The sequence below is a fragment of the Paraburkholderia yinzeri genome (genome assembly GCF_046581065.1).
Classification (GTDB): Bacteria; Pseudomonadota; Gammaproteobacteria; order Burkholderiales; family Burkholderiaceae; genus Paraburkholderia.
Window position 1 is genome coordinate 229,134 of sequence record NZ_JBFOCJ010000002.1, and the last position, 25,366, is coordinate 254,499.

Annotated in this window: 23 protein-coding genes; 15 read left to right on the forward strand and 8 right to left on the reverse strand. The window is 67.1% G+C overall.

What is annotated here, in order from left to right; all coding sequences use genetic code 11:
* Positions 1-48: 48 nt before the first annotated feature.
* The 4 genes from WJ542_RS18150 to WJ542_RS18165 all read left to right on the forward strand — a co-directional run bounded on the left by WJ542_RS18150 (position 49) and on the right by WJ542_RS18165 (position 4,220).
* On the forward strand, positions 49-909 hold the full coding sequence (locus WJ542_RS18150) for a MurR/RpiR family transcriptional regulator (RefSeq protein WP_411190797.1): 861 nt from the start codon (positions 49-51) through the stop codon (positions 907-909).
* 261 nt (positions 910-1,170) lie between these two features.
* Positions 1,171-2,214, forward strand: coding sequence for a C45 family autoproteolytic acyltransferase/hydrolase (locus WJ542_RS18155; RefSeq protein WP_411190798.1), 1,044 nt, complete (start codon positions 1,171-1,173; stop codon positions 2,212-2,214).
* A gap of 46 nt (positions 2,215-2,260) precedes the next feature.
* Positions 2,261-3,607 (forward strand): aspartate aminotransferase family protein, encoded by a 1,347-nt coding sequence (locus WJ542_RS18160; protein WP_411190799.1) that lies wholly within the window; start codon positions 2,261-2,263, stop codon positions 3,605-3,607.
* A gap of 37 nt (positions 3,608-3,644) precedes the next feature.
* Positions 3,645-4,220 (forward strand): carboxymuconolactone decarboxylase family protein, encoded by a 576-nt coding sequence (locus WJ542_RS18165; RefSeq protein ID WP_411190800.1) that lies wholly within the window; start codon positions 3,645-3,647, stop codon positions 4,218-4,220.
* 8 nt (positions 4,221-4,228) lie between these two features.
* On the opposite strand, the gene WJ542_RS18170 is transcribed toward WJ542_RS18165, so the two are convergent.
* Together WJ542_RS18170 and WJ542_RS18175 are read right to left on the reverse strand one after the other, a co-directional pair.
* The gene (locus WJ542_RS18170; protein ID WP_411190801.1) at positions 4,229-4,753 is read right to left on the reverse strand and encodes a helix-turn-helix transcriptional regulator; all 525 of its coding nucleotides are present in this window, start codon (positions 4,751-4,753) and stop codon (positions 4,229-4,231) included.
* A gap of 3 nt (positions 4,754-4,756) precedes the next feature.
* A complete protein-coding gene (locus WJ542_RS18175; protein ID WP_462849260.1) occupies positions 4,757-5,047 on the reverse strand; it encodes a hypothetical protein in 291 nt (96 codons plus the stop codon).
* Between the two features lie 659 nt (positions 5,048-5,706).
* Here WJ542_RS18175 and WJ542_RS18180 point away from each other — a divergent pair.
* Complete coding sequence (locus WJ542_RS18180; RefSeq protein WP_411190803.1) at positions 5,707-5,994, forward strand: YodC family protein; 288 nt, start codon at positions 5,707-5,709, stop codon at positions 5,992-5,994.
* Positions 5,995-6,081: 87 nt separating this feature from the next.
* On the opposite strand, the gene WJ542_RS18185 is transcribed toward WJ542_RS18180, so the two are convergent.
* Positions 6,082-6,714, reverse strand: a complete 633-nt coding sequence (locus WJ542_RS18185) for a LysE family translocator (RefSeq protein ID WP_411190804.1) — start codon at positions 6,712-6,714, stop codon at positions 6,082-6,084.
* A gap of 144 nt (positions 6,715-6,858) precedes the next feature.
* Positions 6,859-7,182 carry a superinfection immunity protein gene (locus WJ542_RS18190; protein ID WP_411190805.1) on the reverse strand — a complete coding sequence of 108 codons (324 nt, stop codon included), beginning with the start codon at positions 7,180-7,182 and terminating at the stop codon, positions 6,859-6,861.
* Between the two features lie 163 nt (positions 7,183-7,345).
* Here WJ542_RS18190 and WJ542_RS18195 point away from each other — a divergent pair, with 163 nt between their 5' ends.
* Entirely contained in the window at positions 7,346-8,806 is a 1,461-nt protein-coding gene (locus WJ542_RS18195) for a M20 family metallopeptidase (RefSeq protein ID WP_411190806.1), read from the forward strand.
* 39 nt (positions 8,807-8,845) lie between these two features.
* Here WJ542_RS18195 and WJ542_RS18200 read toward each other — a convergent pair whose 3' ends face one another.
* Positions 8,846-9,319 (reverse strand): Cd(II)/Pb(II)-responsive transcriptional regulator, encoded by a 474-nt coding sequence (locus WJ542_RS18200; RefSeq protein ID WP_411190807.1) that lies wholly within the window; start codon positions 9,317-9,319, stop codon positions 8,846-8,848.
* A gap of 203 nt (positions 9,320-9,522) precedes the next feature.
* On the opposite strand from WJ542_RS18200, the gene WJ542_RS18205 reads away from it, so the two are divergent.
* Positions 9,523-9,825 (forward strand): hypothetical protein, encoded by a 303-nt coding sequence (locus WJ542_RS18205; RefSeq protein ID WP_411190808.1) that lies wholly within the window; start codon positions 9,523-9,525, stop codon positions 9,823-9,825.
* Positions 9,798-11,882, forward strand: a complete 2,085-nt coding sequence (locus WJ542_RS18210) for a heavy metal translocating P-type ATPase (RefSeq protein WP_411190809.1) — start codon at positions 9,798-9,800, stop codon at positions 11,880-11,882. Before WJ542_RS18205 ends, WJ542_RS18210 begins: the two co-directional genes overlap by 28 nt.
* 36 nt (positions 11,883-11,918) lie before the next feature.
* Here the strand turns inward: WJ542_RS18210 and WJ542_RS18215 are convergent, their stop codons facing one another.
* The gene (locus tag WJ542_RS18215) at positions 11,919-16,493 is read right to left on the reverse strand and encodes an Lhr family helicase (protein ID WP_411190810.1); all 4,575 of its coding nucleotides are present in this window, start codon (positions 16,491-16,493) and stop codon (positions 11,919-11,921) included.
* A gap of 218 nt (positions 16,494-16,711) precedes the next feature.
* Here WJ542_RS18215 and WJ542_RS18220 point away from each other — a divergent pair, with 218 nt between their 5' ends.
* Entirely contained in the window at positions 16,712-17,764 is a 1,053-nt protein-coding gene (locus WJ542_RS18220; RefSeq protein WP_411190812.1) for an aldo/keto reductase, read from the forward strand.
* Between the two features lie 87 nt (positions 17,765-17,851).
* On the opposite strand, the gene WJ542_RS18225 is transcribed toward WJ542_RS18220, so the two are convergent.
* Entirely contained in the window at positions 17,852-18,199 is a 348-nt protein-coding gene (locus tag WJ542_RS18225; RefSeq protein WP_411190813.1) for a BON domain-containing protein, read from the reverse strand.
* A gap of 317 nt (positions 18,200-18,516) precedes the next feature.
* On the opposite strand from WJ542_RS18225, the gene WJ542_RS18230 reads away from it, so the two are divergent.
* A complete protein-coding gene (locus WJ542_RS18230; RefSeq protein ID WP_411190814.1) occupies positions 18,517-19,995 on the forward strand; it encodes an RNA polymerase factor sigma-54 in 1,479 nt (492 codons plus the stop codon).
* Positions 19,996-20,090: 95 nt separating this feature from the next.
* A complete protein-coding gene (locus WJ542_RS18235) occupies positions 20,091-20,729 on the forward strand; it encodes a TetR/AcrR family transcriptional regulator (protein WP_411190815.1) in 639 nt (212 codons plus the stop codon).
* A gap of 13 nt (positions 20,730-20,742) precedes the next feature.
* Here WJ542_RS18235 and WJ542_RS18240 read toward each other — a convergent pair whose 3' ends face one another.
* A complete protein-coding gene (locus tag WJ542_RS18240; protein WP_411190816.1) occupies positions 20,743-21,567 on the reverse strand; it encodes a DUF72 domain-containing protein in 825 nt (274 codons plus the stop codon).
* Positions 21,568-21,742: 175 nt separating this feature from the next.
* On the opposite strand from WJ542_RS18240, the gene WJ542_RS18245 reads away from it, so the two are divergent.
* From WJ542_RS18245 to WJ542_RS18260, 4 genes are all read left to right on the forward strand, one after another.
* Positions 21,743-22,159 carry a transposase gene (locus tag WJ542_RS18245; RefSeq protein ID WP_411190817.1) on the forward strand — a complete coding sequence of 139 codons (417 nt, stop codon included), beginning with the start codon at positions 21,743-21,745 and terminating at the stop codon, positions 22,157-22,159.
* Positions 22,160-22,430: 271 nt separating this feature from the next.
* A complete protein-coding gene (locus WJ542_RS18250) occupies positions 22,431-23,396 on the forward strand; it encodes an acetyltransferase (protein WP_411190818.1) in 966 nt (321 codons plus the stop codon).
* Between the two features lie 110 nt (positions 23,397-23,506).
* Positions 23,507-24,493 (forward strand): zinc-dependent alcohol dehydrogenase family protein, encoded by a 987-nt coding sequence (locus WJ542_RS18255; protein WP_411190819.1) that lies wholly within the window; start codon positions 23,507-23,509, stop codon positions 24,491-24,493.
* Positions 24,494-24,560: 67 nt separating this feature from the next.
* Entirely contained in the window at positions 24,561-25,022 is a 462-nt protein-coding gene (locus WJ542_RS18260; RefSeq protein WP_411190820.1) for a universal stress protein, read from the forward strand.
* The last annotated feature ends 344 nt before the right edge of the window (positions 25,023-25,366 follow it).

Here is a 25,366-nt window from a genome sequence, read left to right on the forward strand (position 1 = left end):
GCAACACCGGTGGTAACATTTGTTGTCGCCCACCCAACCGTTGCCCGCATGCCCGACAGTTTCGATCAGCTTGCCGCGCTGATCCGCGCGCGCTTCGCCGAACTGAGCCCGCAGTTCCAGACGGGGGCCGCGTTCCTGCTCGATCACCCCGACGAAGTGGCCGTCTCGTCGATGCGCAAGATCGCCGAGCGCGCCAACGTGCAGCCCGCTTCGCTCGTGCGCCTCTCGCAGCAGTTGGGCTTTCCCGGCTGGAACGAGTTGCGCAACCTGTTCGTCGCACGTGTGCGCACGCGGCCCGAGCCGCTCACGAGCCGCGCCCGCTCGCTCGTTGCCGGCAATGCGAAAGATGCGCTCGCGCGCGACCTGCTCGCGGCACAGCAGCACAATCTCGACGCCAGCGCCGCGCAGAACGCCCGCGCGATCGTCGAGGCTGCACGCGTGCTGCGCAAGGTCAAGCACGTTCATGTGGCGGGCTTCCGCTCGTGCTACGCGGTCGCATTCGGGCTCGTGTACGAATATCGGCTGTTTCGCCCATCCGTTTCGCTGCTGGGCGGGGAGGCGGGCACGCTCGAAATGCAACTGCTGGGCATCGAGCGCGACAGCGCGACGATCGTCGTCAGCTTCGCGCCGTACTCGGTGGAGGCTGTGCGGGTGGCCGAAGCGGCCCTGGAAAAGGGGAGCCGGCTGATCGCGATTACCGATAGTGCGGTTTCGCCCGTTGCGCTCAATGCCGAAACGGTCCTTATCTTCACGCACGAGAGCCCGTCGTTCTTCCCGTCGCTCGTGGCTGCGACGGCGTTGACCGAATCGCTCGTCGCGCATCTGCTCGCACTCGAAGGCGCGGAAGCCGTCGCGCGGCTCGAACAGGCCGAGCGCTCGCTCAATGCCCGGGGCGCTTACGTGCCTTGAAGTGCCTTGAAGCGTGCTGAACGCGCGCTTTTTCCCGCTTTCCGATCGGCAGTCCTTGTTCATTGCCACGGCGGCTTTCAGCGATGAGGCCGCCGGGACTTTTACGCTACCTAGTAAGTCATTTGTTGTTAAATATTAATTATTGACAACATATGTTGATGAGGCGTATAAATCGGCCCTAGGCAATGGCGGGCACTCTTCGGACGTTTTTTCCGACAGGAAAGGCGCCAGAACACGGGCCCGATGGAACCAGGAACATCGATGCAGGAACTGAAGTGTTACCCCTTGGGCGGCACGTCCGAGGCGATAGGGCGGCAGCTTGGCCGTCTCGCCGCCCCCATCTTCGACGCCTACATGGCGCAGAGCGCGGCGTGGCAGGCGGTAAGCCGCTGGCGCGGCAGCGTGTTCGCGCAGCAGTTGCGCGATAGCGCACAACACTATTTTCCGGCCTACGTAGCCGAACTCGATGCCATGGCCGAGGCACTCGGCTGGCCCGCGGAAGATGTGTTCCTCTGGAACTGCCGCGGCGAACTGATCCATCGGGTGCCCGACGGATGCACGACCGTCGCGGCCCCCACGCCGGCGGGAGCGCTGATCGCGCACAACGAAGATGGCGACCCTTATCTGCGCGGCCGCTGCTTCCTCGTCGACGTGCAGCCCGAGGGCAAGCCCGGCTTCGTCAGCTTCTGTTATCCGGGCTCGCTGCCCGGCCACACCTTCGCGGCTACCCGAGCCGGTCTTGCCCAGACAATCAACAATGTGCGCATTCGCGCGCCGCGCGCCGGCGTGCCGCGCATGATACTCGCGCGCGCCGTGCTCGACGCGGCGACGCTCGACGAGGCGCTTGCGCTGCTACGCGACACCCCCCGCGCGAGCGGTTTTCATCACACGATTGGCGGCGCGCAGGCGGATGGCGTGCGCGTCCACAGCGTCGAGGCGACCGCGCAACGCTGCTCGATCGCAGCGCTGGACGAGCCGTCCGGCCATGCTAACCACCTGATTCATGCGGGCTGCGAGAGCGAAGCGCAGATCGTGACCGACTCGTCGCGCGATCGTCAGATTCGCCTTGCCGAATTGCTGCCGGCGCTGGACACGCAGCCGGACGGCGACGCACTCGTCGGCGTACTGCAAGACCGGGCCGGAGACGGTCTGCCGATTTTCCGCGACGATCCGCACGATCCCGACGACGAGAACACGCTCGCGACAGCCTGCTTCACGATTGGCGCCGAGGGTGTCGGCTTCGGCGTCTGGCAGGACGGCCGGCGCGTGTTCGATCGCTTCATCGCTGCTGAGGCCCGCCGCTGACAGCGCCGTTCCGACGAATTTCATTTCACCGCATCGAGAGAACCCCATGACCCATGTCTTTCATCGGATGCCCAAGCAGACGCTGCCCGTAGCGGTTGCGGGCGACGGCATCGAAATCATCGATTCCACCGGCAAGCGCTACATCGACGCGAGTGGCGGCGCGGCAGTCTCGTGCCTCGGCCACAGCAACGCGCGCGTGATCGGTGCGATCAAACGCCAGGCGGAGCAACTGCCTTACGCGCACACGTCGTTCTTCACGACCGAAGCGTCCGAGCAACTGGCCGATCACCTCATCGCCGCCGCGCCGGCAGGGCTCGATCACGTCTATTTCGTGTCGGGCGGTTCGGAGGCCATCGAAGCCGCGCTCAAGCTCGCGCGCCAGTACTTCGTCGAGAAAGGCGAACTGGCGCGCCGCCATTTCATCGCGCGCCGCCAGAGCTACCACGGCAACACGCTCGGCGCGCTGGCGATCGGCGGCAATGCCTGGCGCCGCGAGCCGTTCCTGCCGATCCTGATCGAGTCGCATCACGTGAGCCCGTGCTACGCGTATCGCGAGCGCCGCGAAGGCGAATCCGACGAGGTCTACGCCCAGCGCCTTGCCGACGAGCTCGAACAGAAAATCCTCGAACTCGGGCCTGAGACGGTTGCCGCGTTCGTGGCGGAAACGGTTGTGGGCGCAACGGCCGGCGCGGTGCCGCCGGTGCGGGAATACTTCCGCAAGATCCGCGCGGTGTGCGACCGCTACGGCGTGCTGTTGATCCTCGACGAGATCATGTCGGGCATGGGTCGTACCGGCTACCTGTTCGCCTGCGAAGAAGACGGGGTGAGCCCGGACCTGCTGACCATCGCCAAGGGCCTTGGCGCCGGCTATCAGCCTATCGGCGCGACGCTCGTCAGCCAGCGCATTTACGACACGATTGTCGGCGGCAGCGGCTACTTCCAGCATGGCCATACCTATATCGGTCACGCCACCGCCTGCGCGGCGGCGCTCGAGGTGCAACACGTGATCGCCGACGAGAAGCTGCTCGACAATGTGCTCGCACGCGGCGAGCAACTGCGCGCGAATCTGCGCGAACGCTACGCGGCGCATCCGTATATGGGCGACGTGCGCGGACGCGGGCTTTTTGTAGGCGTCGAACTGGTGAAAGATCGCGAGACGAAAGCGACCTTCGACCCTGCGCTGAAGCTGCACGCGGCGATCAAGCGCGAAGCGTTCGCGCGAGGCCTGATGGTGTATCCGATGGGCGGCACGGTGGACGGCAAGCATGGCGACCACGTGCTGCTCGCACCGCCGTTCATCTGCACGGCGCGCGATATCGATGCCATCGCGGAGCGCCTTGCCGACGCGATCGACGGCGCGCTTGCCGCAACGGGTGTGTCGCGCGCAGCGTGAGCGCGGATTCTTGCTTTCTGACTCTCGGAGTTCATCCATGACGCAATTGCGGAACCCGCGGCTTCCCGCTTTCGACGCCTCGCAGGCGACGCCGGAACAGAAGACCGTGCTCGATGAAATCCTCTCCGGTCCACGCGGCAACCTGAACGGACCGTTTCTTGGCTGGATCTACAGCCCTGAACTGGCGCAGCACGCCCAGCGCCTGGGTGCGTTTTGCCGCTATCGCACGGGTTTGCCGCTGCGCCTTTCGGAACTGGCGATACTCGTGACGGCGGCGTGCTGGCAGGCTCAGGCCGAGTGGTATATCCACTATCCGATCGCGCTCGAGGCGGGCGTGCCCGCTGCGCTGGCGGAGCAGATTCGCACGGGCGTGACGCCGCAGTTCGACGATCCCGACGATGCGCTTATCTACGCGTTCGCGACCGAGCTGTACGATGCCAGGCGTGTATCGGACGCGACGTACGCGCGGACGATAGAGCGGTTTGGGCGCGAGGTGACGGTGAATCTCGTTGGCTTGCTGGGATACTACGCGCTCGTGGCGATGACGCTAAACGTGTTCGACATGCGCGCCGAAGGGCAGCAAGGCGAGGGTGCGCTCCCGTTTCGCGAATAGGATGCCGGTCAGGCGACCAACCCCTCGAGCTCGCGGCCGGCGAGGGGTTCTCTTTCACGCGCATCTTTTGCCAGATTGACCTGCTTTGCGGAACTGGCTATGTCGAGCAGGTCGGCGTCGATGCTGTAGCCGTCCCGGTCGTTCAGCCACGCAAGAATGTCGGACAGGTGCCACAACGAGGGGTTGCCTTCGTGCACCGGCGCGGGAAAGTCCGTGGCGTGCGCGAGCATCAGTTTGCGCATGTTCTGACGGGACATGCCGGTTGCGTCGGCGGCGTCTGTCAAACCGACGAAATCCGGCGCCGCCTCGATAAGGCGAGCGGACGGAATGGCCTGCTTCACATCCTGAAGAGCAGTACGGATAGCCGTCCAGGCGTCAGGGCTCTCGCGCGTAAACGCAAGAGCGATCCGCCCTGGTTGCCCGATACCCGGGGTGGCGTCATCGCAGCCCGCCTCGCCAAGCCGTTCGACAAGCGCTTCGTGATCGCAATCGCTTGCCGTCAACTGGTATTTGAGAGTGAAAGCGTATTCCATGAGTTACTCCGGCTCGTGAGCGCTTGCGCCACATGGGGCATGTTCTGGACGGTGAGTCGTGCAGTTGCTGACGACCCGCATCAGGTGCGCCGCGTGATTCGCGGCGCTGCGAGGCGTGCTCCATACGCTCGTAATGCAAAATTCCCCGCAACGGCAATCTGCATCGTTGTAGGGACAGTAAATCCGTCCCCACGCATGGCCATTGCCCTTCTTTGGCCGCACCATCCAGCCGTTCGACTCGGCATACTGCAGCGCAGCTTCTATCTCTTTCCTCGGATGTGGACGTCTCATCAACTGCCTCAGTGTATGCGGGGTAACGTTGGTTGTCAACTGACAACTTCATGTGGCCTTCTTGCAAGTCGGATACCGTGTCGATGCGGCTCCAGAGCGATGTCCCGGTTTGGATCGGGCTCTTTTTGGGGAGCGAGAAAATCGGGCAATGTGACAGGCATTCTTTGCTGCTCGTCCTGCGGCAAATACCATGACTAATACCGGCAGGTCTGGGTTAATGAATTGTTCAAAAAGTGCTTCACGGTACATAACGAACAGCCTGCCGGCCGCAAAGCGTTTTCAATCGCCTCATGAAAATTTCAGACGGGCGATTATTCCGGGCATTCTGCGAGCCGCCTTTCAGCGGGTAACAGACAGATTATTGCGGCATTGCAGAACGAAATGCCGCGGCGCATTGCGCCGATTATTCGCCGGATTGCTGGCGGAGATTTTGCCCGTCGCGGTTGGGGCGCCCGGTAATTCGTGCTGCCGCGACCGGGGTTGCGGCATTGCCTGATTTCCTTTCTGTCCGTTTCATCTAAAAATCACTTGCGCGGAATAATTCGTATTGTTAGTCTTTCGAGACTTATAAAAAAGCCGGGTGCCATTATTGACAGACCGGCCTGCAAGCGGGGAAACGTATAACCCAGCCGGGTATGCATAACCCATTTCCGGGGAATAACATGCTTGATACGACCATCGACGTTGCCGAAAATCAGCGCGCCGCCATGGCCGGAATTGGCGACGTCGTCACCCTCAAATCCGGCGGTCCGCGCATGACCGTCATGTATGCCGGCCCGGTGGGCTTTGCGCCTGGCCACTGGCTGATCTGCCAGTGGTTCGATGAGCATGGCGAACTGCGGCAGGACATGTTCGCCCAGGACATGGTCCAGATCGAGCCGCGCTCCATTCCCGCCGGTTCGGTCAAGCTGCACGCGCCCGCTATGCGTTCGCCATCGGGGCGCGTTTGAGTTTCGTTTGCGGTTAGCTGGAGTTAGCTGGGAATTGGCTCGACGTTCACTCCGGGTACGCAGTGGCGCCGGCCAGCCGGGCTTGCCTTAGCGCTGCCCTTCGGCCGCGATTTTTACGGCGAGTCCCGCCAGCACCGTTCCCATCAACCAGCGCTGGATTGTGAGCCAGGCGGGACGCCCTGCCAGGAAAGCCGCGATCGTGCCTGCCGTCATGGCTACGGTGGCATTCACCGTGATCGAAAGCGCGATCTGGATCAAGCCGAGCATGATCGACTGGGCAAGAACGCTGCCCTGGTGCGGGTCGATGAACTGCGGCAGCAGCGAGAGATAGAGGATCGCGATCTTCGGATTCAGCAGGTTCGTGACGAAACCCATCAGAAACAGCTTGCGCGGGCTATCCGGCGCCAGTTCACGAACCTGGAACGGCGAGCGGCCGCCCGGCTTGAGTGCCTGCCACGCGAGCCACACGAGGTAGAGTGCGCCGCCAAAGCGCAGCGCGTCGTAGGCAAAAGGCACTGTCATCAGCAGCGCGGTAATGCCGAACGCGGCGCACAGCATGTAAAACACGAACCCGAGCGCGACGCCTCCGAGCGAAATCAGGCCGGCTTTGCGCCCCTGGCAGATCGAACGGGAAAGCAGATAGATCATGTTCGGGCCGGGCGTGAGGGCCATGCCGAGCGAGACGGCGGCAAATGCGAGGATCGGGGCGGCGTGATGCATCGTGGGCTCCGGAAAGTGCAGGGAAGACGGGCCGGTTCGTGTGACCGGTGAGGACTTCGAGTCATTATTTCACGCCGCTCCGGCCAACGGGTGCCCGTGCCGCATCCGCTGGCCATCGGGACAAGCCGGACGGCGCGGCATCCCTCAGCGCGACGGGCCTTTGCGATCACCGCTGCCGCGCGCGGCGCGCGCCGCTATGCGATCGGAGAGCATGCGCGAAAATCCCCCCATGCCAAGGCGTCGCTGGCGATCCCTGGTTTCTCTCGCGAGATCTTTGGGCGGATTCGGCTGGATCGACCAGTAGAGCGCCGCCAGCCAGCCGACGACGGACCAGCCGAGCACGGCATTGAAGAGCGCGATCGTCAGCAGGTCGTGACGCCTGCGGCGGTCTGCGATCAGCGCAGGCAGGAAATAGAGCACCACCGTCGCGACGAGGACGACGATATCGAAGACGGAATGGCTCGCCATGTCGATCCTCCCTTTATGTGAAAGCCCGCGCCGGGCTGCAGCGTAAGCTTACATTGTCGCCCTAAATGGGATTGCGCGCAGCCCCTGGCCGATCGGCCAGGGGGATATCGGCGGGCGGATGAACGGGTCTATCATCGGAGCTTTCATCGCGGGGACACAAACCATGATTTCCGATTCGACCCAGGACAGCCAGCAACTCGATCACGACGCATTGCGCGCCTTCGTCGAGCGCAAATGGAACGACGAGATCGTTTCCGCGCTGACCGACTATATCGCGGTGCCCGCGAAGAGCCCGGCCTTCGATCCGGACTGGGCGAAGCACGGTTATGTCGAGCGTGTCGTGCAGGACGCGGCGTCCTGGGCGGAGCGGCAGCCGGTGCGCGGTCTGAAGCTCGAAGTTGTGCGGCTCGTGGGCCGCACGCCGGTGATCTTCTTCGAAGCGCCGGCCACGCGCTCGGGCAGCGAGGAAACCGTCGTGCTCTACGGCCACCTCGACAAGCAGCCGGAGTTCGCGGGCTGGCGCAACGATCTGGGCCCGTGGACGCCGAAGCTCGAAGACGGGCGGCTGTACGGTCGCGGTGGTGCCGACGACGGCTATGCCATCTACGCGAGCGTCACAGCGCTGGCGGCGCTGGACGCACAGGGGATCGAGCGGCCGCGCTGTGTCGGCATCATCGAAACCTGCGAGGAGTCGGGCAGCTATGACCTGCTGCACTATGTCGACGTGCTGAGCGAACGGCTCGGCAAGGTCGGGCTCGTGGTCTGCCTCGACTCGGGCGCGGGCAACTACGATCAGCTCTGGCTCACCACGTCGCTGCGCGGCCTCGTGTCGGGCGATCTCGAAGTGCAGGTGCTCGACGAGGGCGTGCACTCGGGCTCGTATGGCGGCATTGCCCCGTCCAGCTTCCGCGTGATGCGGCAACTCTTCGAGCGGCTCGAGGACGCCGCGAGCGGTACGCTCCTGCCCAAGGGGTTCCATTGCCCGATTCCGCCGCAGCGCCTGCGTGAAGCGGAAGCCACCGCGAAGATACTGGGCGACGGCGTCTGGAAAACGCTTCCGTGGGCCTGCGGCCAGGACGGCCGCCGCGTGCTGCCCACGACCACCGATTCGCAAGAGGCGCTGCTCGATTCCGCGTGGCGGCCTTCGCTTTCCGTGACGGGCGCGGCTGGCTTGCCCGCGCTGACCGACGCGGGCAACGTGCTGCGCCCGCGCACGGCGTTCAAGCTGTCGCTGCGCCTGCCGCCGCTGGTCGAGGCATCGAAGGCCGTGGCCGAACTGAAGGCGCTGCTCGAGTTCGACCCGCCGTACAACGCGAGGGTGACCTTCAGGCCCGACACGGGCGCCGCGAACGGCTGGAGTGCGCCCGAACTCGCACCGTGGCTGGCGGACGCGCTCAATGCCGCTTCGCGCGAGCATTACGGCGCGGACTGCGCCTACCTGGGCCAAGGCGGCACGATTCCGCTGATGAACGTGCTGCAGGCGGGCTTTCCGAAATCGCAGTTCATGGTCTGCGGCGTACTCGGGCCGAAATCGAACGCACATGGCCCGAACGAATTCCTGCACGTGCCCTACGCGAAAAAGCTCACGGCCACGGTAGCGGAGGTGATTGCCGCCGCGCCCTGAAGTACCCCGAAACGTCCTGGGCGCGCCGCTCGGTTGCGCTCAGTTATGGTCCGGCGGCGGCGTGCCGTCCGCGGCGTGCAAAGGCGCATCTGCGTGACAGGAGCAGGATTCTTCATCCATGGGCTGCTCCAGATTTCTCATGATTCCGCATTCGCTGGTGCTGCTGTTGTGCGCGTGGCAGGTTTCGCGCAGCGTACGCAATTGTTGCTCCAGCGTCCGCATCGACGCGATCTGCTGGTGGATCCGCTCGATCTGGCAGTCGATGAGCTGGTTCACTTCGTCGCACGGCTGGCTCGGGTCTACCTGGAAGCGTCGCAGCATGCGGATATCGGCAAGCCCGATACCGAGCGAGCGGCAATGGCGGATGAAATTGAGCTGCGCGACATGTCCGCCCGCGTAGCTGCGGTAGCCGTTGGTTTCGCGCGCGGGTTCGTCCAGCAATCCCTCACGTTCGTAGAAGCGCACCGTTTCGACATCGCAATGAGCGAGGCGCGCCAGTTCTCCGATCCTCATGCTCGTGGTTCCCAAAAATGGCTTGACCCTGTAGCCGCTACAGGCTGTCCAATGATTGTGTCATTTTTGGGAGAAATCGGCCATGGTCACGGCTTTCAGGTTGCGGCACGCCGCGGGGCAACGCTATTGCGCGCGCATCGAAGGGCTGGCGGGAGATCCGTCCGGCGGGGCATCGGCGCTGGATGAGGGGCACGAGCATCGTCATGGTTGTGATCATGACCCTGCGCACGAGCACGACCATGCCCGTGATCAAGGGCACGACCACGGCCCTGGCTGCGGCGACGAACATGACCACGACCATGGCGGGCACAGCCGCGGAGACGACCACGGGCATGACCACGGTGCCCGCCATACGCACGACCACGCCAACACCTCAGCCCGCGCCTGCTGCCACGGCCACGATCACGCCGCAGCACCCAGCGAGCTGCCGCCGCCTGCCCCCGATGGCACACAGCGCGCGCGCTATCGCATCGACAACATGGACTGCCCGACCGAGGAGCGGCTGATCCGCAACCGCCTCGAACCGATGCCGGGCGTCGTGCGCCTCGATTTCAACCTGCTCGCGCGCGAGCTGACGGTGCACCACCGCCTCGACGATGCGCAGCCGTTGATCAAGGCACTGCGTGCCCTCGATATGGCACCGCGCGTGCTCGACGAGGCCGCGCCGACCGCAGGCCAGGTCGAGACGCTGCGTTTTGCGGGCCGCCAGAAGCTGCTGCTGGCAATCAGCGGCGTCGCGGCCGCGTCCGCCGAGGTGCTCGCGTGGAGCACCGGCCAGCCGACGCTGCGCAAGGGCTGGATCGCGCTGAAGAACGTCACGGTCAATATCTACTTCCTGATGTCGTTGGCGGTGATCGGCGCGGTCGTGATCGGCAAGTGGCCGGAGGCGGCGATGGTCGTGTTCCTGTTCGCGCTCGCCGAGGAGATCGAAGCGCTGTCGCTCGAACGCGCGCGCAACGCCATCCGCTCGCTGACGGCGCTCGCCCCCGACACCGCCGAGGTCTGGCAGGCGGAAGACGCCAGCCAACCTGCCGATGCCGCCGCGCGCGGCCTCGGCCGGTGGCTCACGCGCGCGGTCGGCGAGGTGGCGATCGGCAACCGGATTCGTGTGCGGACCGGCGAGCGCGTGCCGCTCGACGCTCGCGTGGTGGACGGCCCTGCGGCCCTGGACCAGGCGCCCATCACGGGCGAAAGCCTTCCCGTCGACAAGGCCGCGGGCGATACGCTCTACGCGGGCAGCATCGTCGTCGACGGTGTGGTCGAAGCCGTCGTCACGGCGACGGCGCGCGAGAGCACGCTCGCCCGCATTGCAGCCGCGGTGCAGGACGCCCAGGCGCAACGCGCGCCGACCCAGCGCTTCGTCGATCAGTTCGCGCGCTTCTATACGCCCGCCGTGGTCGCGCTCGCAGTGCTGATCGCGGTGGCCGGCCCGCTCGCCATCGGCGGCGCCTGGACTGGCTGGCTCTACAAGGCGCTCGTGCTGCTCGTGATCGCGTGCCCGTGCGCGCTCGTGGTCTCGACCCCGGTGACGGTCGTGAGCGGCCTCGCGGCCGCCGCGCGCTTCGGCATGCTCGTGAAGGGCGGCGTCTGGCTCGAACGCGGGCGGCTGCTGAAAGTCGTCGCGCTCGACAAGACGGGCACGCTCACGCGGGGCGAGCCGGTACTGACCGATGTGCTCGCCATCGCCGGGTTGCCTGTCGAAGCGGCGCTGCGCATTGCCGCGAGTCTCGACGAATCGAGCACCCATCCTGTGGCGCGCGCACTCGTGTCCGGCTGGCGCGAGCGGCAGCCCGTCGATACGCTCGAACGCATCGACGACTTCGCCGTGCTGGGCGGCCGCGGCGTGAAGGGGCGCGTCGACGGCCCGTTCTGGCATCTCGGCAACCATCGGCTCGTGGAAGAACTGGGGCTGTGCTCGCCCGAGCTCGAAGCGACACTCGCCACGCTCGAGGGCGCGGGCAAGACGGCCATCGTGCTGTGCTCGCCGAAGGAGGCGGTGGCCGTGTTCGCTGTCGCGGACGCCGCGCGGCCCGAGAGCGCGGCGGCGGTGCGTGCGCTGAAAGCGCTGGGCGTGCGGCCCGTGATGCTGACGGGCGACAACCCGGCGACCGCGCGGGCGATTGCGGGGCAACTCGGCATCGACGAGGCCCGCGGCAATCTGCTGCCGCAGGACAAGCAGGATGCGGTCGCGGAACTGTCCGCGCAGTCCGGCATGACAGGGATGGTCGGCGACGGCGTGAACGACGCTCCGGCGCTCGCGCGCGCCGACATCGGTTTCGCGATGGGCGCGGCGGGCACGGCGACGGCGCTCGAAACCGCCGACGTCGCGATCATGGACGACGATCCGCGCAAGATCGCGGCGTTCATCGGCCTGAGCCGCAAGACCGCGGCGGTGCTCACGCAGAACATCGCGCTCGCACTCGGCATCAAGGCGGTGTTTCTCTCCCTGGCGCTGGCGGGCGAGGCGACGCTCTGGATGGCCGTATTCGCGGACATGGGCGCGAGCCTGCTCGTGGTGGCGAACGGTTTGCGCGTGCGGCGCCATTTCGGGGCGCCTCGCTGATGGGCGGTCGCCGGAGCCGTGCCTGCGCTCGTTGCACTAGCACGACGGCCGCATCAACCGCGCCTGCAGAGCCGCGCGCACCGTTTCGTCGAAGGCGCCCAGCAGGCTGAAGCGTCCCGCCACGAGCGTCGCCGCAGGCACGCCGTCGCGAAACACGATGCGATTTCCCGCGAGCGCCGGCACCTTCTCCCCGGGCAGCAGCGTGCCGGCCAGATTGAGCGGGTCGGTGGCCGCGAGGCAGACCAGGGTGCCGTCGCCGGGGCCGCGCCGGCGCACCTCGCGCAACAGCGCGACGGCCTCGGGCAGCGCGAATTGTTCGCCCGAAAGGCCGGTGACGAAGCGCCCGCCGCGCACGTGCCCGCGCGCTTCCATGCGGTGCAGCACGCGCAGCAGGTCCCGCCATGGCGGCATCCACTCCGCCTCGCGTATCAGCAGTTGCCAGCACACCACGCCGTAGCGGCGCAGCAGCACGTTGGCCACGTGTTCGAGCAGATCGGGATCGGCGCGCGGCTGGGTGCGTGTATCCGGAATCGCCGCAACGTCTTGTTGACCCAAAGATTGGTCTACGGCGGCCGCATCGGCGACAGACAACTCGATGCGTCTCACCACCGCCCAGCGCCCCGCGTCGGCCATGCCCCCCACAAGCGGCGCGAAGCCGCGCGTGCGCCGCCGCCCCGCGTGCGCACTTCGCTTTGCCGCGGGCTTTACCAGCGCGCGCAGGCCCGCGAAGCTGTCGGCGTTCACGAGCCCCGCCGCGACCAGCTCGCCCAGCGCGGTTTCCAGCTCTACGCCCAGCAGATGCGTATCGGCAGCCAGTTCGTCGAAGAACATCGCGCCGTGCCGCAGCAGGGCGTCGTAGACGCGCCGCGCTCTGGCCGGCAGGCCGGCTGCGTCGGGTGTTGCCGCGAGCGCGGTCCAGCGCGCGAGTTCGCGCCGCGGCAGAAGTACGACCGGCGTGCTGCGCACCGCCGACCCCGCCGTCGCGCGCGACGGCAGGCGGCCCCACGCCAGGCGCCCGGAGCGGCACAGCTCGTCGAGCAGCATGGGGGTGAAATCGTCGATGCGCGCAGGCAGGATCTCGTCCTCCCAGGCGAGCGCCGAAGCCTCCCAGCCCTCGAACTGTGCGAGCACGGCGGCGAGCGCGTCGCGCCCCGAGCCGCGGGTGGGGGCGGCAACGTGCTGCCACTCGAACAGGAAGCGCATGAAGTCGTGGCGCTCGACCGGTTCGATCTCGCGGCGCAGCTTGCGCACGGTGTAGCGATGGATGCGTGCGAGCAGATGGCGCTCGCACCATTCCTCCTCGCGCGCGCCAGGCGTGAAGCGGCCGCGCATCACCGAACCTTGGGCTTCGAGCGCCGTCAGGGCCCGCGCGACGGCGCTTGCCTCCAGCGCGAGGGGCCGCGCCACCTGAGCGAGGGTGAGCGGACCCAAGCCCGACAGCCGGGCAAGAACCACTTCGACGAGGGCGGCTTCCTCGGTCCAGCTTTCGTCGTAGCCGGGTGGCGCCTGCAGCGGCGGTTCGGCGCGCGCCTGCGGATAGACCGCGCGCACGCAGTTCAGCCGTTCGGCCGCAATCCAGAGCGTGTCGTGTTCCGCGACAGGCAAACGCGTCGCGCGGCCCGAGCGTGCCAGTTCGCGCAGCCAGTCTGACCAGCCCGGCTCGCGTTGCACTTCGCTTTCGGTAAGGCAGGCAAGCGTCGTGAGCGCGTCGTGCATCTCTTCCGCGTCGCGCGCTTGCGGCCACGCTTCCTCGCGCACGCCCGCGATGGCTTCGGCATCGAGCGCGCCCAGGTCGTCGGCCGTTTCGGGGTCGCTCCAGCGACGGCTCAGCACGGCCTGGGTGCGGCGCTCCTCGATCGGCGCGTCGTCGAGGAACGCGTAGGGGCGCGCCGTGAGGATCTCGGCGGCGAGCGGCGACGGCCCGTTCAGGTCGCGGGTCACGAGCCGCACCTTGCCTGCTTCGATACGCCGGAGCAGGGCGAGCCATGCTTCGGTATCCATAGCATCGTGCAGGCAGTCGTCGAGCGTCTGGTCCACGAGCGGATGGCGCGGAATTTCGCGCTCGCCCACGAGGTTTTCCACGCAAGCCACCTGATCGGGAAAGACCGCGGCGAGCAAATCCTCGCTGCGCATGCGCTGGATCTGCGGCGGCGTCTTGCGGCCGCCTGTCTGGCGCGGCAGCGCGAGGGCCGTGGTGGCGTTCCAGCGCCAGCGCACGCCGAAGAGCGGAGCGTCGAGCAGCGCCTGCACGAGCAGGTGCCCGGCGGTATTCGAGTGCAGGTAGCGCCATACCTCGTCCAGCGCGAAGCTGTGCGCGCCGGTGAGCGAGAGGATGATGGCGTCCTCGGTCGCGGCGGCCTGCAGTTCGAAGTTGAACTGCCGGCAGAAGCGCTTGCGCAGCGCGAGACCCCACGCGCGGTTGATGCGGCTGCCGTAGGGCGTATGGATCACGAGCTGCGTGCCGCCCGATTCGTCGAAGAAGCGTTCCATCACGAGCGTGTCGTGGGTCGGCAGCGCGGTGAGGGCGGTCCAGGCGCGCGCGAGGTATTCGGCGATCTGGCGGGCGGCGGCGTCGGGCAGGCCGATCGTCGCGGCGAGCCAGTCGCAGACGCGCTCCACGCCGGACGAGGCTGGCTCGGCGGTCCGGGATGGCGGGCATTGCGGCTGAATGTCGGTCTCGTCTGAAATGCAACTAACAGCCAGTTCCGCCTCGCGCACGGCTTCCGGCGAGGGCGAGGCGGGCCGGTCAATTTTGTCTATAGCGCCAAGGGGTGTTTCCGCTCCCGCTAACAACCTTTCCGCCTGAGACCGGAGGCGTCCTACGGCGACAGAAAGCTCGTCGCTGCGTCCCGGCGCCTCGCCGAGCCAGAACGGAATGTTCGGCGGCTGCCCTTGTGCGTCTTCCACGCGCACGCGTCCCGCTTCGATGCGCAAAATGCGATACGACGCATTGCCGAGCTGGAAGACATCGCCCGCGAGGCTCTCCACCGCAAAGTCCTCGTTGACCGTGCCGATCTGCAGGCCTTGGGGTTCGAGCAGCACGCTGTAGTCGGCGTTATCGGGAATCGTGCCGCCCGACGTCAGCGCGACGAGCCGCGCGCCGCGGCGCGCGCGCAGCACGTGGTGCACGGCGTCGCGATGAAGGTACGCCGCCCGCGGTCCGTGCCGGCTCGTATAGCCCTCGGCGAGCATGCGCAGCACGGCGTCGAACGGCTCGCGTTCCAGCCGGGCCCAGGGCAGCGCCCGCCGCACGAGTGCATAGAGGGCGTCTTCGTCCCACGCTTCGCAGGCCACTTCGGCGACGATCTGCTGCGCGAGCACGTCGAGCGGCGCGTGCGGCACGCTCAGCCGGTCGAGTTCGCCGCGTCGCACGCAGTCCAGCAGCGCGGCGCACTCCACGAGGTCGTCTCGCGAGGTTGGAAAGAGCCGACCTTTCGGCATGCCGCCAACCTGGTGCCCCGAGCGCCCCACACGCTGCAGGAAGCCTGCGATCGAGCGCGGCGAGCCGATCTGGCAGACCAGATCCACGTCGCCGATATCGATGCCCAGTTCGAGCGACGCCGTCGCCACGAGCACGCGCAACGCGCCGCGTTTCAGACGCTGCTCGGCATCGAAGCGGTGCTCGCGCGCGAGGCTGCCGTGGTGCGCCGCGACGGCTTCGGCGCCGAGCCGGTCGCTGAGGTGGCGCGCGACGCGTTCGGCCATGCGCCGCGTGTTCACGAATACGAGCGTCGTGCGGTGCTGCGCCACGAGTTCGGCCATGCGGTCGTAGACGCGCTCCCAAACGTCGTTGGCCATCACTGCTTCCAGCGGCACGGGCGGCACCTCGATCGCCAGATCGCGCTCGCGCGTATGGCCGACGTCGACGATTTCGCAGGCCGGTGGCGTCTGCGGCTCGGGGCCCATGCCGACGAGAAAGCGCGCGACGGCATCGACAGGCTTTTGCGTCGCCGAAAGCCCGATGCGCAGGAGCCGCCGTCCGCACAGCGCGTCGAGCCGCTCGAGGCTCAGCGCGAGATGGCAGCCGCGCTTGTTGCCCGCGAGCGCGTGAATTTCGTCGACGATCACGCTGCGCGCCGTCGCGAGCATGCGGCGACCCGACTCCGAACCCAGCAGTACGTAGAGGGATTCGGGCGTGGTCACGAGGATGTGAGGGGCGCGCTTGCGCAGGGCGGCGCGCTCGGGCTGCGGCGTGTCGCCGGTGCGGACCGCGGTGCGGATTTCGACGGGCGGCAGATCGAGGCGCGCGAGTTCTTCGGCGATGCCTTCGAGCGGTCGTTCGAGGTTCAGGCGAATGTCGTTCGAGAGCGCCTTGAGGGGGGAGACGTAGACCACGAGCGTCGCATCTGGCAGGGCGCCGCCGTTTGCGAGTCCTTCGCGCACGAGTTCATCGAGCGCGGCGAGGAACGCCGTGAGCGTCTTGCCGGAACCGGTCGGCGCGGCGACGAGCGTCGCGCGGCCCCCGGCAATGAGCGGCCAGGCGGCGCACTGGGCGGCCGTGGGCGCGGCGAAGCTGCGCCTGAACCAGTTCGCGACGGCCGGATGGAAGCGTGCGAGCGGATCGTCCGCAGCCGCTTCGAGACTCAGGGTGGCAGGGGAAGGCAATGTCATGCTGACACAGGTAAGGGCGCACACGCGTTTGTCCAGCGTGCGCATGCGCCAGTCTCGCAGTTTTTGCGCGGGGCTGCATGGGGCGCAAGCGGCACGCGTTTCGCTGCGCTGTCGAAGGGGCTCGCTCCGGCCTGGCCGGTTTTCTGCACGCGCGCGCCGCGAGCAGTATTCTCGCCGGGGTCGGCTTTTCTCCCTGTTCTCAAAACGGAGGCATCACCATGCGATACAACACTCTTGGCCGCACCGGCCTGTTCGTCTCGGAACTTTGCCTCGGCACGATGACCTTCGGCGGCGGCGACGGCATCTGGAATCAGATCGGCGATCTGCAGCAGGCCGATGCCGAACGCCTGATCGGCCGGGCTATCGACGCCGGTATCAATTTCATCGACACGGCCGACGTCTACTCGCAGGGCGTGTCCGAGCAGATCACCGGGCAGGCGCTGAAAAACCTCAAGATTCCGCGCGAGCAGGTGGTGGTCGCAACGAAAGTCTTCGGTCAGATGGGCGCGACGCCCAACGAGGCGGGCGCCACGCGCTATCACATCATGGACGGCATCAAGGCGAGCCTGAAGCGCCTGCAGCTCGACCATGTCGATCTGTACCAGATCCATGGCTTCGACCCGGCTACGCCGATCGAGGAGACCGTGCGCGCGCTCGACACGCTCGTGCGGCAGGGGCATGTACGCTACGTCGGCGTATCGAACTGGGCGGCCTGGCAGATCGTCAAGGCGCTCGGCATCGCGCAGCACCATGGCCTCTCGCGCTTCGAATCGCTGCAGGCGTACTACACGATCGCGGGCCGGGATCTCGAGCGCGAACTCGTGCCCATGCTCGCCAGCGAAGGGCTGGGTCTCATGGTGTGGAGCCCGCTCGCCGGCGGCCTTCTGAGCGGCAAGTATGGCCGCGACAAGGCAGGGGAAGCGGGCAGCCGCCGCACGACATTCGACTTCCCGCCCGTGGAGCGCGAACGCGCGTGGAATTGCGTTGATACGATGCGGGCGATTGCCGGGCGCAAGGGCGTTTCGGTCGCGCAGATCGCGCTGGCGTGGCTGCTGCATCAGCCTGTCGTGACCTCGGTGATCGTCGGCGCGAAACGCGTCGATCAGCTCGACGACAACGTGGCGGCGACGCAGGTGAAGCTTTCTCAGGAGGAACTGGCGGAGCTCGACGACGTGAGCCGCCTGCCCGCCGAATATCCGGGCTGGATGCTCGCGCGCCAGGGCGACCGGCGCCGCGAGCAACTGAGCCAGGCCGGGTCGCGCCGCGGCTGACACGCGCACAGGCGCACAGGCGCTGCGGACGGCCCGAGGTCGAAGTCCAGGCCGGGGGCGCGGTATTTTGCGCCCCCGGTTGTGGTGTTACTGGGTCACGACCTTGAGGTGATCCTTCACCGAAGTGACGCCGGCGACGTTTTCCACGACCTGCTTCGCATTGTCGCGGTCTTCGGCGCTCGGCACGGTGCCGGTCAGCGACACGACGCCCTTGCGCGTCTTCACATGAATGTGCTCCGACTTCACGTTGTTCGCGGCAAGCAGATCGGCTTTTACCTTGGTCGTGATGGTTGCGTCGTCAACGTGCTGGCCCACGGTTTCCGAGCTGGCCGCCGGCGCGGTCGAGCCGTTTGCGTCCGTCTGCGCCGCGGCGGCGAGGGCGAAGGTCATGCAGGCGATCCCGGCTGCGGTCTTGAGAGTCAGGGTGTGCTTCATGCGAGCTTCTCCTTTTGCGGTGATGTCCGCCATGACTCGTGCAAGTGTTGTGCCGCGCCGCGCAACGTGGCGGGCGGCGCGGCTTCCGGAGCCCGCCGGTTCATCGCCGCGTCTGTCCCCACCGGCCACGTGCGCGGCCCGGCTGCAAGCCGTGCCAGTCGCGAGAATTTTCCGTGCGATTGTAAAAACGTGCCGACCGGGCGGGTGCCCGAAATTGCCTAGCAAGTGCCGATCCCGTTTCAGAACATAGACTTGTCGATACTGGCATGGGTGTTGCTTGATCTCGTTCACTTGCCTTTTCACGAACGGGATTCGCCATGCCTTCCATTGCGTTACACGCGCGCCAGCAGATCGCCCTGACGCCGCGCCTGCAGCAGGCGGTGCGCCTGTTGCAGCTATCGTCGCTGGAGTTCCAGCAGGAGCTTCGCGAAGCACTCGACACCAACCCGTTCCTGGAATACGCCTCGTCCGCGGCGGAGAACGGCGAGGCAGCCGAGACCGCGGACGGCGCGGCGGCGGGCATCGGCGCCGTGGCGGCGAACGCAACGCCCGAGACTGCCGCTGGGTCCGCGAGCGACGGGGCGGACGACGGCGCGCTCGCGTCGGAGCCGTCGGCCTACACCGCGGACCTGCCCGCGGCCGGCACGCTACGCACATCGAACTATCGCGGTGCCGACGATTCGGAATCGGAGGCCTCGGACTGGGTCCGGGTGCCGATATCGTTGCGCGAGCAACTGCACGATGCATTGCGCCTCTCGCCGCTCGACGATCTCGATCGCGGCGCCGTCCAGGTGGTGATCGAGGCGCTCGACGACGACGGCTACCTGCGCCAGGATCTGGCCGATCTGGCGGACGTCGAGGGTGTGGGCGACACGCTCGACGAAGACCGCCTGCGCGTGGCGCTGCGCGTCGTGCAGACGCTCGATAGGCCGGGTATCGGCGCGCGTTCGTTGTCCGAATGTCTCGCGCTGCAGCTTGAGTCGATGCCCGAGGACACGCCGAACCGGGATCTTGCGCACCGGATCGTCACGCAGCATCTCGAACGGCTGGCGCGCCGCGAGAACGGCGAGCTCCAGCGCCAGCTAGGCTGCGACGCGGGAGAACTGCAGGCGGCGTGCGCGCTCGTGCGCCGGCTCGATCCGAAGCCGGGCAACCAGTATGGCCGGGCCGACGGCGGCTACGTCGTGCCCGATGTGATCGTGCGCCAGGTGCGGGGCAAGTGGGTCGTGAGCGTCAATCCGGCTATCGAGCCGCGCGCGCGGATTCACAAACTCTACGCGGAGATGTTCGCGCGCTCGGGAGAGACGAGCCGCTCGCCGCTTGCCCAGCAGTTGCAGGAAGCGCGCTGGCTGATCCGCAACGCGCACAAGCGCTGCGAGACGATCCTGCGCGTGGGCGAATGCATCGTCGCGCGCCAGAAGGCGTTCTTCCAGTATGGCGAGATCGCGCTGCGTCCCATGCTGCTGCGCGACGTCGCCGACGAACTCGGCCTGCACGAGTCGACCGTTTCCCGGGCGACCGGCAACAAATACATGGCCACGCCGCGCGGCATCTTCGAGTTCAAGCGCTTCTTCCCGCGCGAGCTGGAAACGCGCACGGGCGGCACGTGTTCGGCGGCAGCCGTACGCGCGCTCATCAAGGAAATGATCGGTGCGGAGGATCCGCGCGATCCGCTCTCCGACGTCGTGCTCACGCAGGAACTCGAAAAGCAGGGTGTGCAGGTCGCGCGCCGTACCGTCACGAAATACCGGCAGATGATGAAGCTGCCGGCGGCGGAGATGCGCCGGCAGATCTGAAAGCGCCTGCGCTCACCCGCGCTGCCCGCGGGAAGGCCCGGATGCGAGGTGTAGAATGCGAGCGATAGCTCACATCTGCCCTGGCGTCCACGACCATGACCACCACGACACGCGGCGCGCGCCGCCGACCGGCACCGCTCGATGCGCGCAAGCAACCGACGCAGCGCCGCTCGGCAGCCACCGTCGAGGCCATACTCGAAGCGGCTGCCCGCATCCTTGAAACGACGGGTCTGCCAGGTTACACGACGAACGCGGTCGCCCAGCGTGCGGGCGTGAGCGTCGGCTCGCTCTATCAATATTTTCCGAATCGCGACGCGCTGACGGCCGCGCTCATCGAGCGCGAAAGCGCGGTCTTGCTCTCGGAGGTCGACGCGGCAGCCTTGGCGTCGACCTGCGAGGCCGGTCTGCTCGGCCTCGTCCGGGCGGGCGTGGCGCACCAGATGCGGCGTCCGGCGCTCGCGCGCGTGCTCGACTTCGAGGAGCGCCGCCTGCCGCTCGACGAGCGCGATGCGCGGGTGGGCGAGCGGCTCCACGCGGCACTCGTCTGTTTGCTGCGCCTGACAGATGCGCCGCGGCTGGACGATTGCGATACCGCCGCGCATGACGTGTCGGCCATCGTGCACGGCATGGTCGACGCGGCAGGCGAGCGCGGCGAGACCAATGCCGCGGTGCTCCAGGCGCGCGTGACGCGCGCGGTGATCGGTTATCTGTGGTGCAGCGAACAGCCGCGCTGAACGGTGCGGCCAGTCACGCCGCGCTCAGCCGTTCGATCAACGCCCTCGCGGCCGCGGGGTTGCGCACCTTGTAACCGCTGATCACGTAGAGGAACACGTCGCGGCCGTCCTTCGCGGCAAGCGGCGCGCCGAACGTGGGCAGATCGTCCGGCGTGCCGCCGCGGGCCCAGAGACTTGCCCGCTGCGCCCACCGGTCGAGCTCGCCCGGAGCGTAGCCCAGGGGCTCGTTCTCGCGCGTGCCCATGATGCGCGCATAGACGAACGGTGCGCTTGCGTCGGCGATAGAGACGTAATCGGAGTCTCCCGATACCACGATCGCCGCGCGGTGGCGGCGCGCCAGCTCGACAAATTCCGCGGTGCGGAAACTCGCGTCGCGCACTTCCAGTGCGTGCCGCAAAGGCACGCCTTCTGCCTCGGACGGCAGCAGTTCGAGGAATCGTGCGTAGTCCTCCGGATCGAACCGCTTGCCGGGCGTGAGCTGCCAGTTGATCGGGCCGAGCTTCGCGCCAAGGCGCAATACGCCCGAGGCGAGGAACCGTTCGATGGTCGGACCCGCTTCGGCCAGCACGCGGCGGTTCATCGCAAAACGCGGCGCCTTTAGCGCGAAGACGAAATCGTCGGGGGTCTCGTCGTGCCAGCGAGCGAAACTTTCGGGGCGCTGGGCGCCGTAGTAGGTGCTGTTGATTTCGATGGTCGACAGGCTGCGGCTCGCGTATTCGAGTTCGCGCCGCTGGGGGAGGCCGTCCGGATAGAACGTGCCACGCCATTCCGGATAGATCCAGCCGCCGATGCCGACACGGATGCGGGAAGCGGCGGAGAAATCGGAGGAAGCCTTCATCGGGATGCGTCCGCGATATTCGGAAAGCGGCAGTGTAGCGTGCCGGCGTAACGTCGGTGGCGCAATGGTCCGGGCGGAACGGCGCCCAGAGGCGTCGCGGAGTTTTGAGACTAGTCCGATATTGTCTGGCTGGCTTGAACGGTAACTTGGGAGGGTTGCTGTAAGAGAGAATCTCATGGAACATCAGATTTCCCGCCAGCCCTGCCTGGAGCTGAACGATGAACAATGGAACAGCGTCGCATCGCTGTTTCACGAAGGGCGTCTTGGCGGCCCGCGCCGCGGACGGCCCGCGCATTGCGCGCGGGCCGTGTTCGAAGCTATCCACTCGGTACTGCGGACCGGTTCGGTCTGGTCCGCGTTGCCCGACTGCTATCCCGACTTTCGCACCTGTCACCGGCGCTTCAAGGGCTGGTTCGAGGCGGGCCTCGTGCAGCAGGCCATGGCGAGCCTGTACGGCGAGGAGGGCATTGCCCTGTGTTCGGCGATGAGCGCCCGCATGCAGTCCTGGCGCGCCCCTGTGGGCCGCAAACCGAGCTTTCCGGTCGCATCCACGCTGCGCTGGCCGGTCGTGCGGCCAATCGTCGTGCGCTGACCCTCCCCGGGGCGCCGGCGCGGGCGACCGTCGCCGGTCCGATCCCGGGCGCCTGCCGGTGCGCCGTCACGAACGTCCCCGCCGGCAGGCCCGCGCCGGGCAGCGACCCTGCGGTATTCCACCTCATTCGATGCTGTTCGCATGCCGCGCCTCGCCATGTTTAGCGGGTGGCACGGCTTGACCGAATCGCTTCGCGTTTGCGCTCGTCTTTGTCCTTGCGCCCCACGGTGCGCGATACTGTTACGTTTTACACATCGATAACAGAGACAACATGGCGCACTTCGATGTATTCAACGGCGACGCGGACGGCATCTGCGCGCTGCACCAGCTTCGTCTCGCGAGGCCGCTGGAGACGAAGCTCGTGACCGGCGTGAAGCGGGATACGGCGCTCGTCGCGCGCGTGCCGGCCAGGGCAGGCGATACGCTGACGGTACTCGACATCTCGTTCGACACGAATCGCGAGGCGCTCGTCAAGCTGCTAGAAATGGGCGTACGAGTCGAATACTTCGACCATCATTACGCGGGCGACCTGCCGCACACCGTGAATCTCGTCGCGCATATCGACACCACCGCTCAGGTTTGCACGAGCGTGCTGGTGGATCGTCACGTGGGCGGACGCTATCGTGGGTGGGCGATCACGGCGGCGTGGGGGGACAATCTGCCCGCCACGGCTCGTGCGCTTGCGCAGCAGGCCGGTTTGAGCGACGCGCAGTCCGGGCAGTTGCGCGAGCTGGGCGAGTCGATCAACTACAACGCCTACGGCGACGCGGTCTCGGACCTGATGATCGCGCCCCAGACACTCTACGAGGCGATCCGGCCCTACGCCGATCCGTTCGACTTCCTCGGGGCCGAGCCGTTCGTCGGGCAACTCGCCGAGCGCCGCCACGAGGATCTCGCGCTCGCCCAGGCCGTGACGCCGCTCATCGCATTGCAGTACGGCAGCGTTGTCGTGCTGCCGGACGCGCCATGGGCGCGCCGCGTGCGCGGGGTGTTCGGCAATGCGCTGGCTGTCGAGGAGCCCACGCGCGCGCACGCCGTACTGACCACGAATGCGGACGGCAGCTATGCCGTGAGCGTGCGCGCGCCGCTCGCAAGCCCGCGCGGCGCCGACGAACTGTGCCGCGGTTTTCCGGGCGGCAACGGCCGGGTAGGCGCCGCGGGCATCAACTGCCTCGCGGCGGACCGGCTCGACGTGTTCGTGACCGCTTTCGCACGAGTATTCGGCCGGGGAGGCTGAGGGCGTTGCATAGCCTTGCGCAGTGATGCGCCGCTCGCATGCCGACCGCGTAACATGATTCTTGTGGACACCGCGCATTCATCCGCGGTGCATTGCCCGGGAGCCAGGCCATGCGTGCGATGCTGTTCGACGGCACGAGTCCGTTGCTGCGCGAAGTCGATTTGCCCGACCCCGAACCGGGCGAGGGCGAATTGCTGATCGACGTGCACGCGTGCGGCGTTTGCCGTACCGATCTGCATGTCGTCGACGGCGAGCTTCGGCATCCGAAGAAACCGGTGATTCCGGGGCACGAGATCGTCGGCACGGTCGCGGCGCTCGGGCGCGGCGTCACCGGGTTCGCGCCGGGCGACCGCGTGGGCGTGCCGTGGCTCGGCCACACCTGCGGCCATTGCCGCTTCTGCCTGCGCGGCCGCGAGAACCTCTGCGACACGCCCGGCTTCACCGGCTATACGCTCGACGGCGGTTATGCGCAACGCACCGTCGCCGACGCACGCTATTGCTTCCATCTGCCGCGCCAGTACAGCGACGTCGACGCGGCGCCGCTGCTGTGCGCCGGCTTGATCGGCTATCGCACGCTGGCGATGGCGGGCGATGCCGAGCGCATCGGCATTTACGGATTCGGCGCTGCGGCGCATATCGTCGCGCAGGTCGCGCGGCATCAGGGCCGCACCGTGTATGCGTTCACCCGTCCTGGCGACAACCCGGCCCAACAGTTCGCGCGGCGCCTCGGGGCTGCATGGGCGGGCGGCAGCGACGAGCCGGCGCCCGAGGCGCTCGATGCCGCCCTGCTGTTCGCTCCCGTGGGCGCGCTCGTGCCGGCCGCGCTGCGGGCGGTCGCGAAGGGCGGCACGGTGGTCTGCGGCGGCATCCATATGAGCGACATTCCGGCGTTTCCCTACGCGTGGCTCTGGGACGAACGGCACATCGTGTCGGTCGCGAACCTCACGCGCGAGGACGGCGCGGCGTTCATGGCGATTGCCGCGCGCCACACGCTCGAAATCGAGGCAAAACCTTACCCGCTCGCGCGCGCGAACGAAGCGCTCGCCGACCTGCGCGAGGGACGGCTGACGGGCGCGGCGGTGCTGACCCTGCGCTGATGAGTGCATGCGGGGCGGCGGCGCTCAATGGCCGCCGCGCATCATGGGCATTGCCCGGGAGGTCACGATGTACAAGGAAATTCTGGTGGCGGTCGATGGCAGCCGTAGCGGCCGCCGCGCGCTCGACGAGGCCGTAAAGATCGCGAAGGCGACGGGCGGCCGCGTGCAGGCGCTGTGCGTCGTGCAGCATCCCGCACGGCTCGTGGATGTCGCCTCGGGCTTCGCCGAGGAGCCGACGCGCCAGTCCGCGGAGAACGACGCCGCCACGCTGGCGTTCGAGGAAGCGAGGGCGGTGTTCGCGCGCGAAGGGGTAGAAGGCAGCACGCGCGCCGCCGATTCGAGCGGCGAAGAAATTGCCGCGGTGATTTATCGCATCGCGGCTGAAGAGGGCGTCGAACTCGTCGTGATGGGCACGCGCGGCCTTTCGGGCGTGAAACGGCTGTTGCTGGGCAGCGTGGCGGAATCGTTCCTGCGCATGGCCGATCGTCCCGTGATGCTCGTGCGCTGCGAGGACGAGGCCGCCGCGTGAGCGTCCACAATTCGTGAAGCACTTCGTGCTGGTCCGGCGATTAATCTCGAAATTGCTGGGAAAGGGGTTGGGTGGCGTCTGTCGGGTCACTCTGTTTTCTCGATAAATGATCTGGATCAGCGGGTGGAAGCGCATCCGTCACGCAGCGGCCAATCTTCGTGCCTATGATGATGAGGTGATCGAGCGAACCTGAAGTCTGCTGCATCCCGAACCCTCGGTGCAGCGCCGCCTGGGCCGCCGCGATCCGCTGCGCGCAGCCCGCACGTGCATCGAACGAACGTGCGTCGTGTGGCGCGCCGTCCGCGCCCGAAATCCGGACATGACCGGGTCCGAACCGCACATGC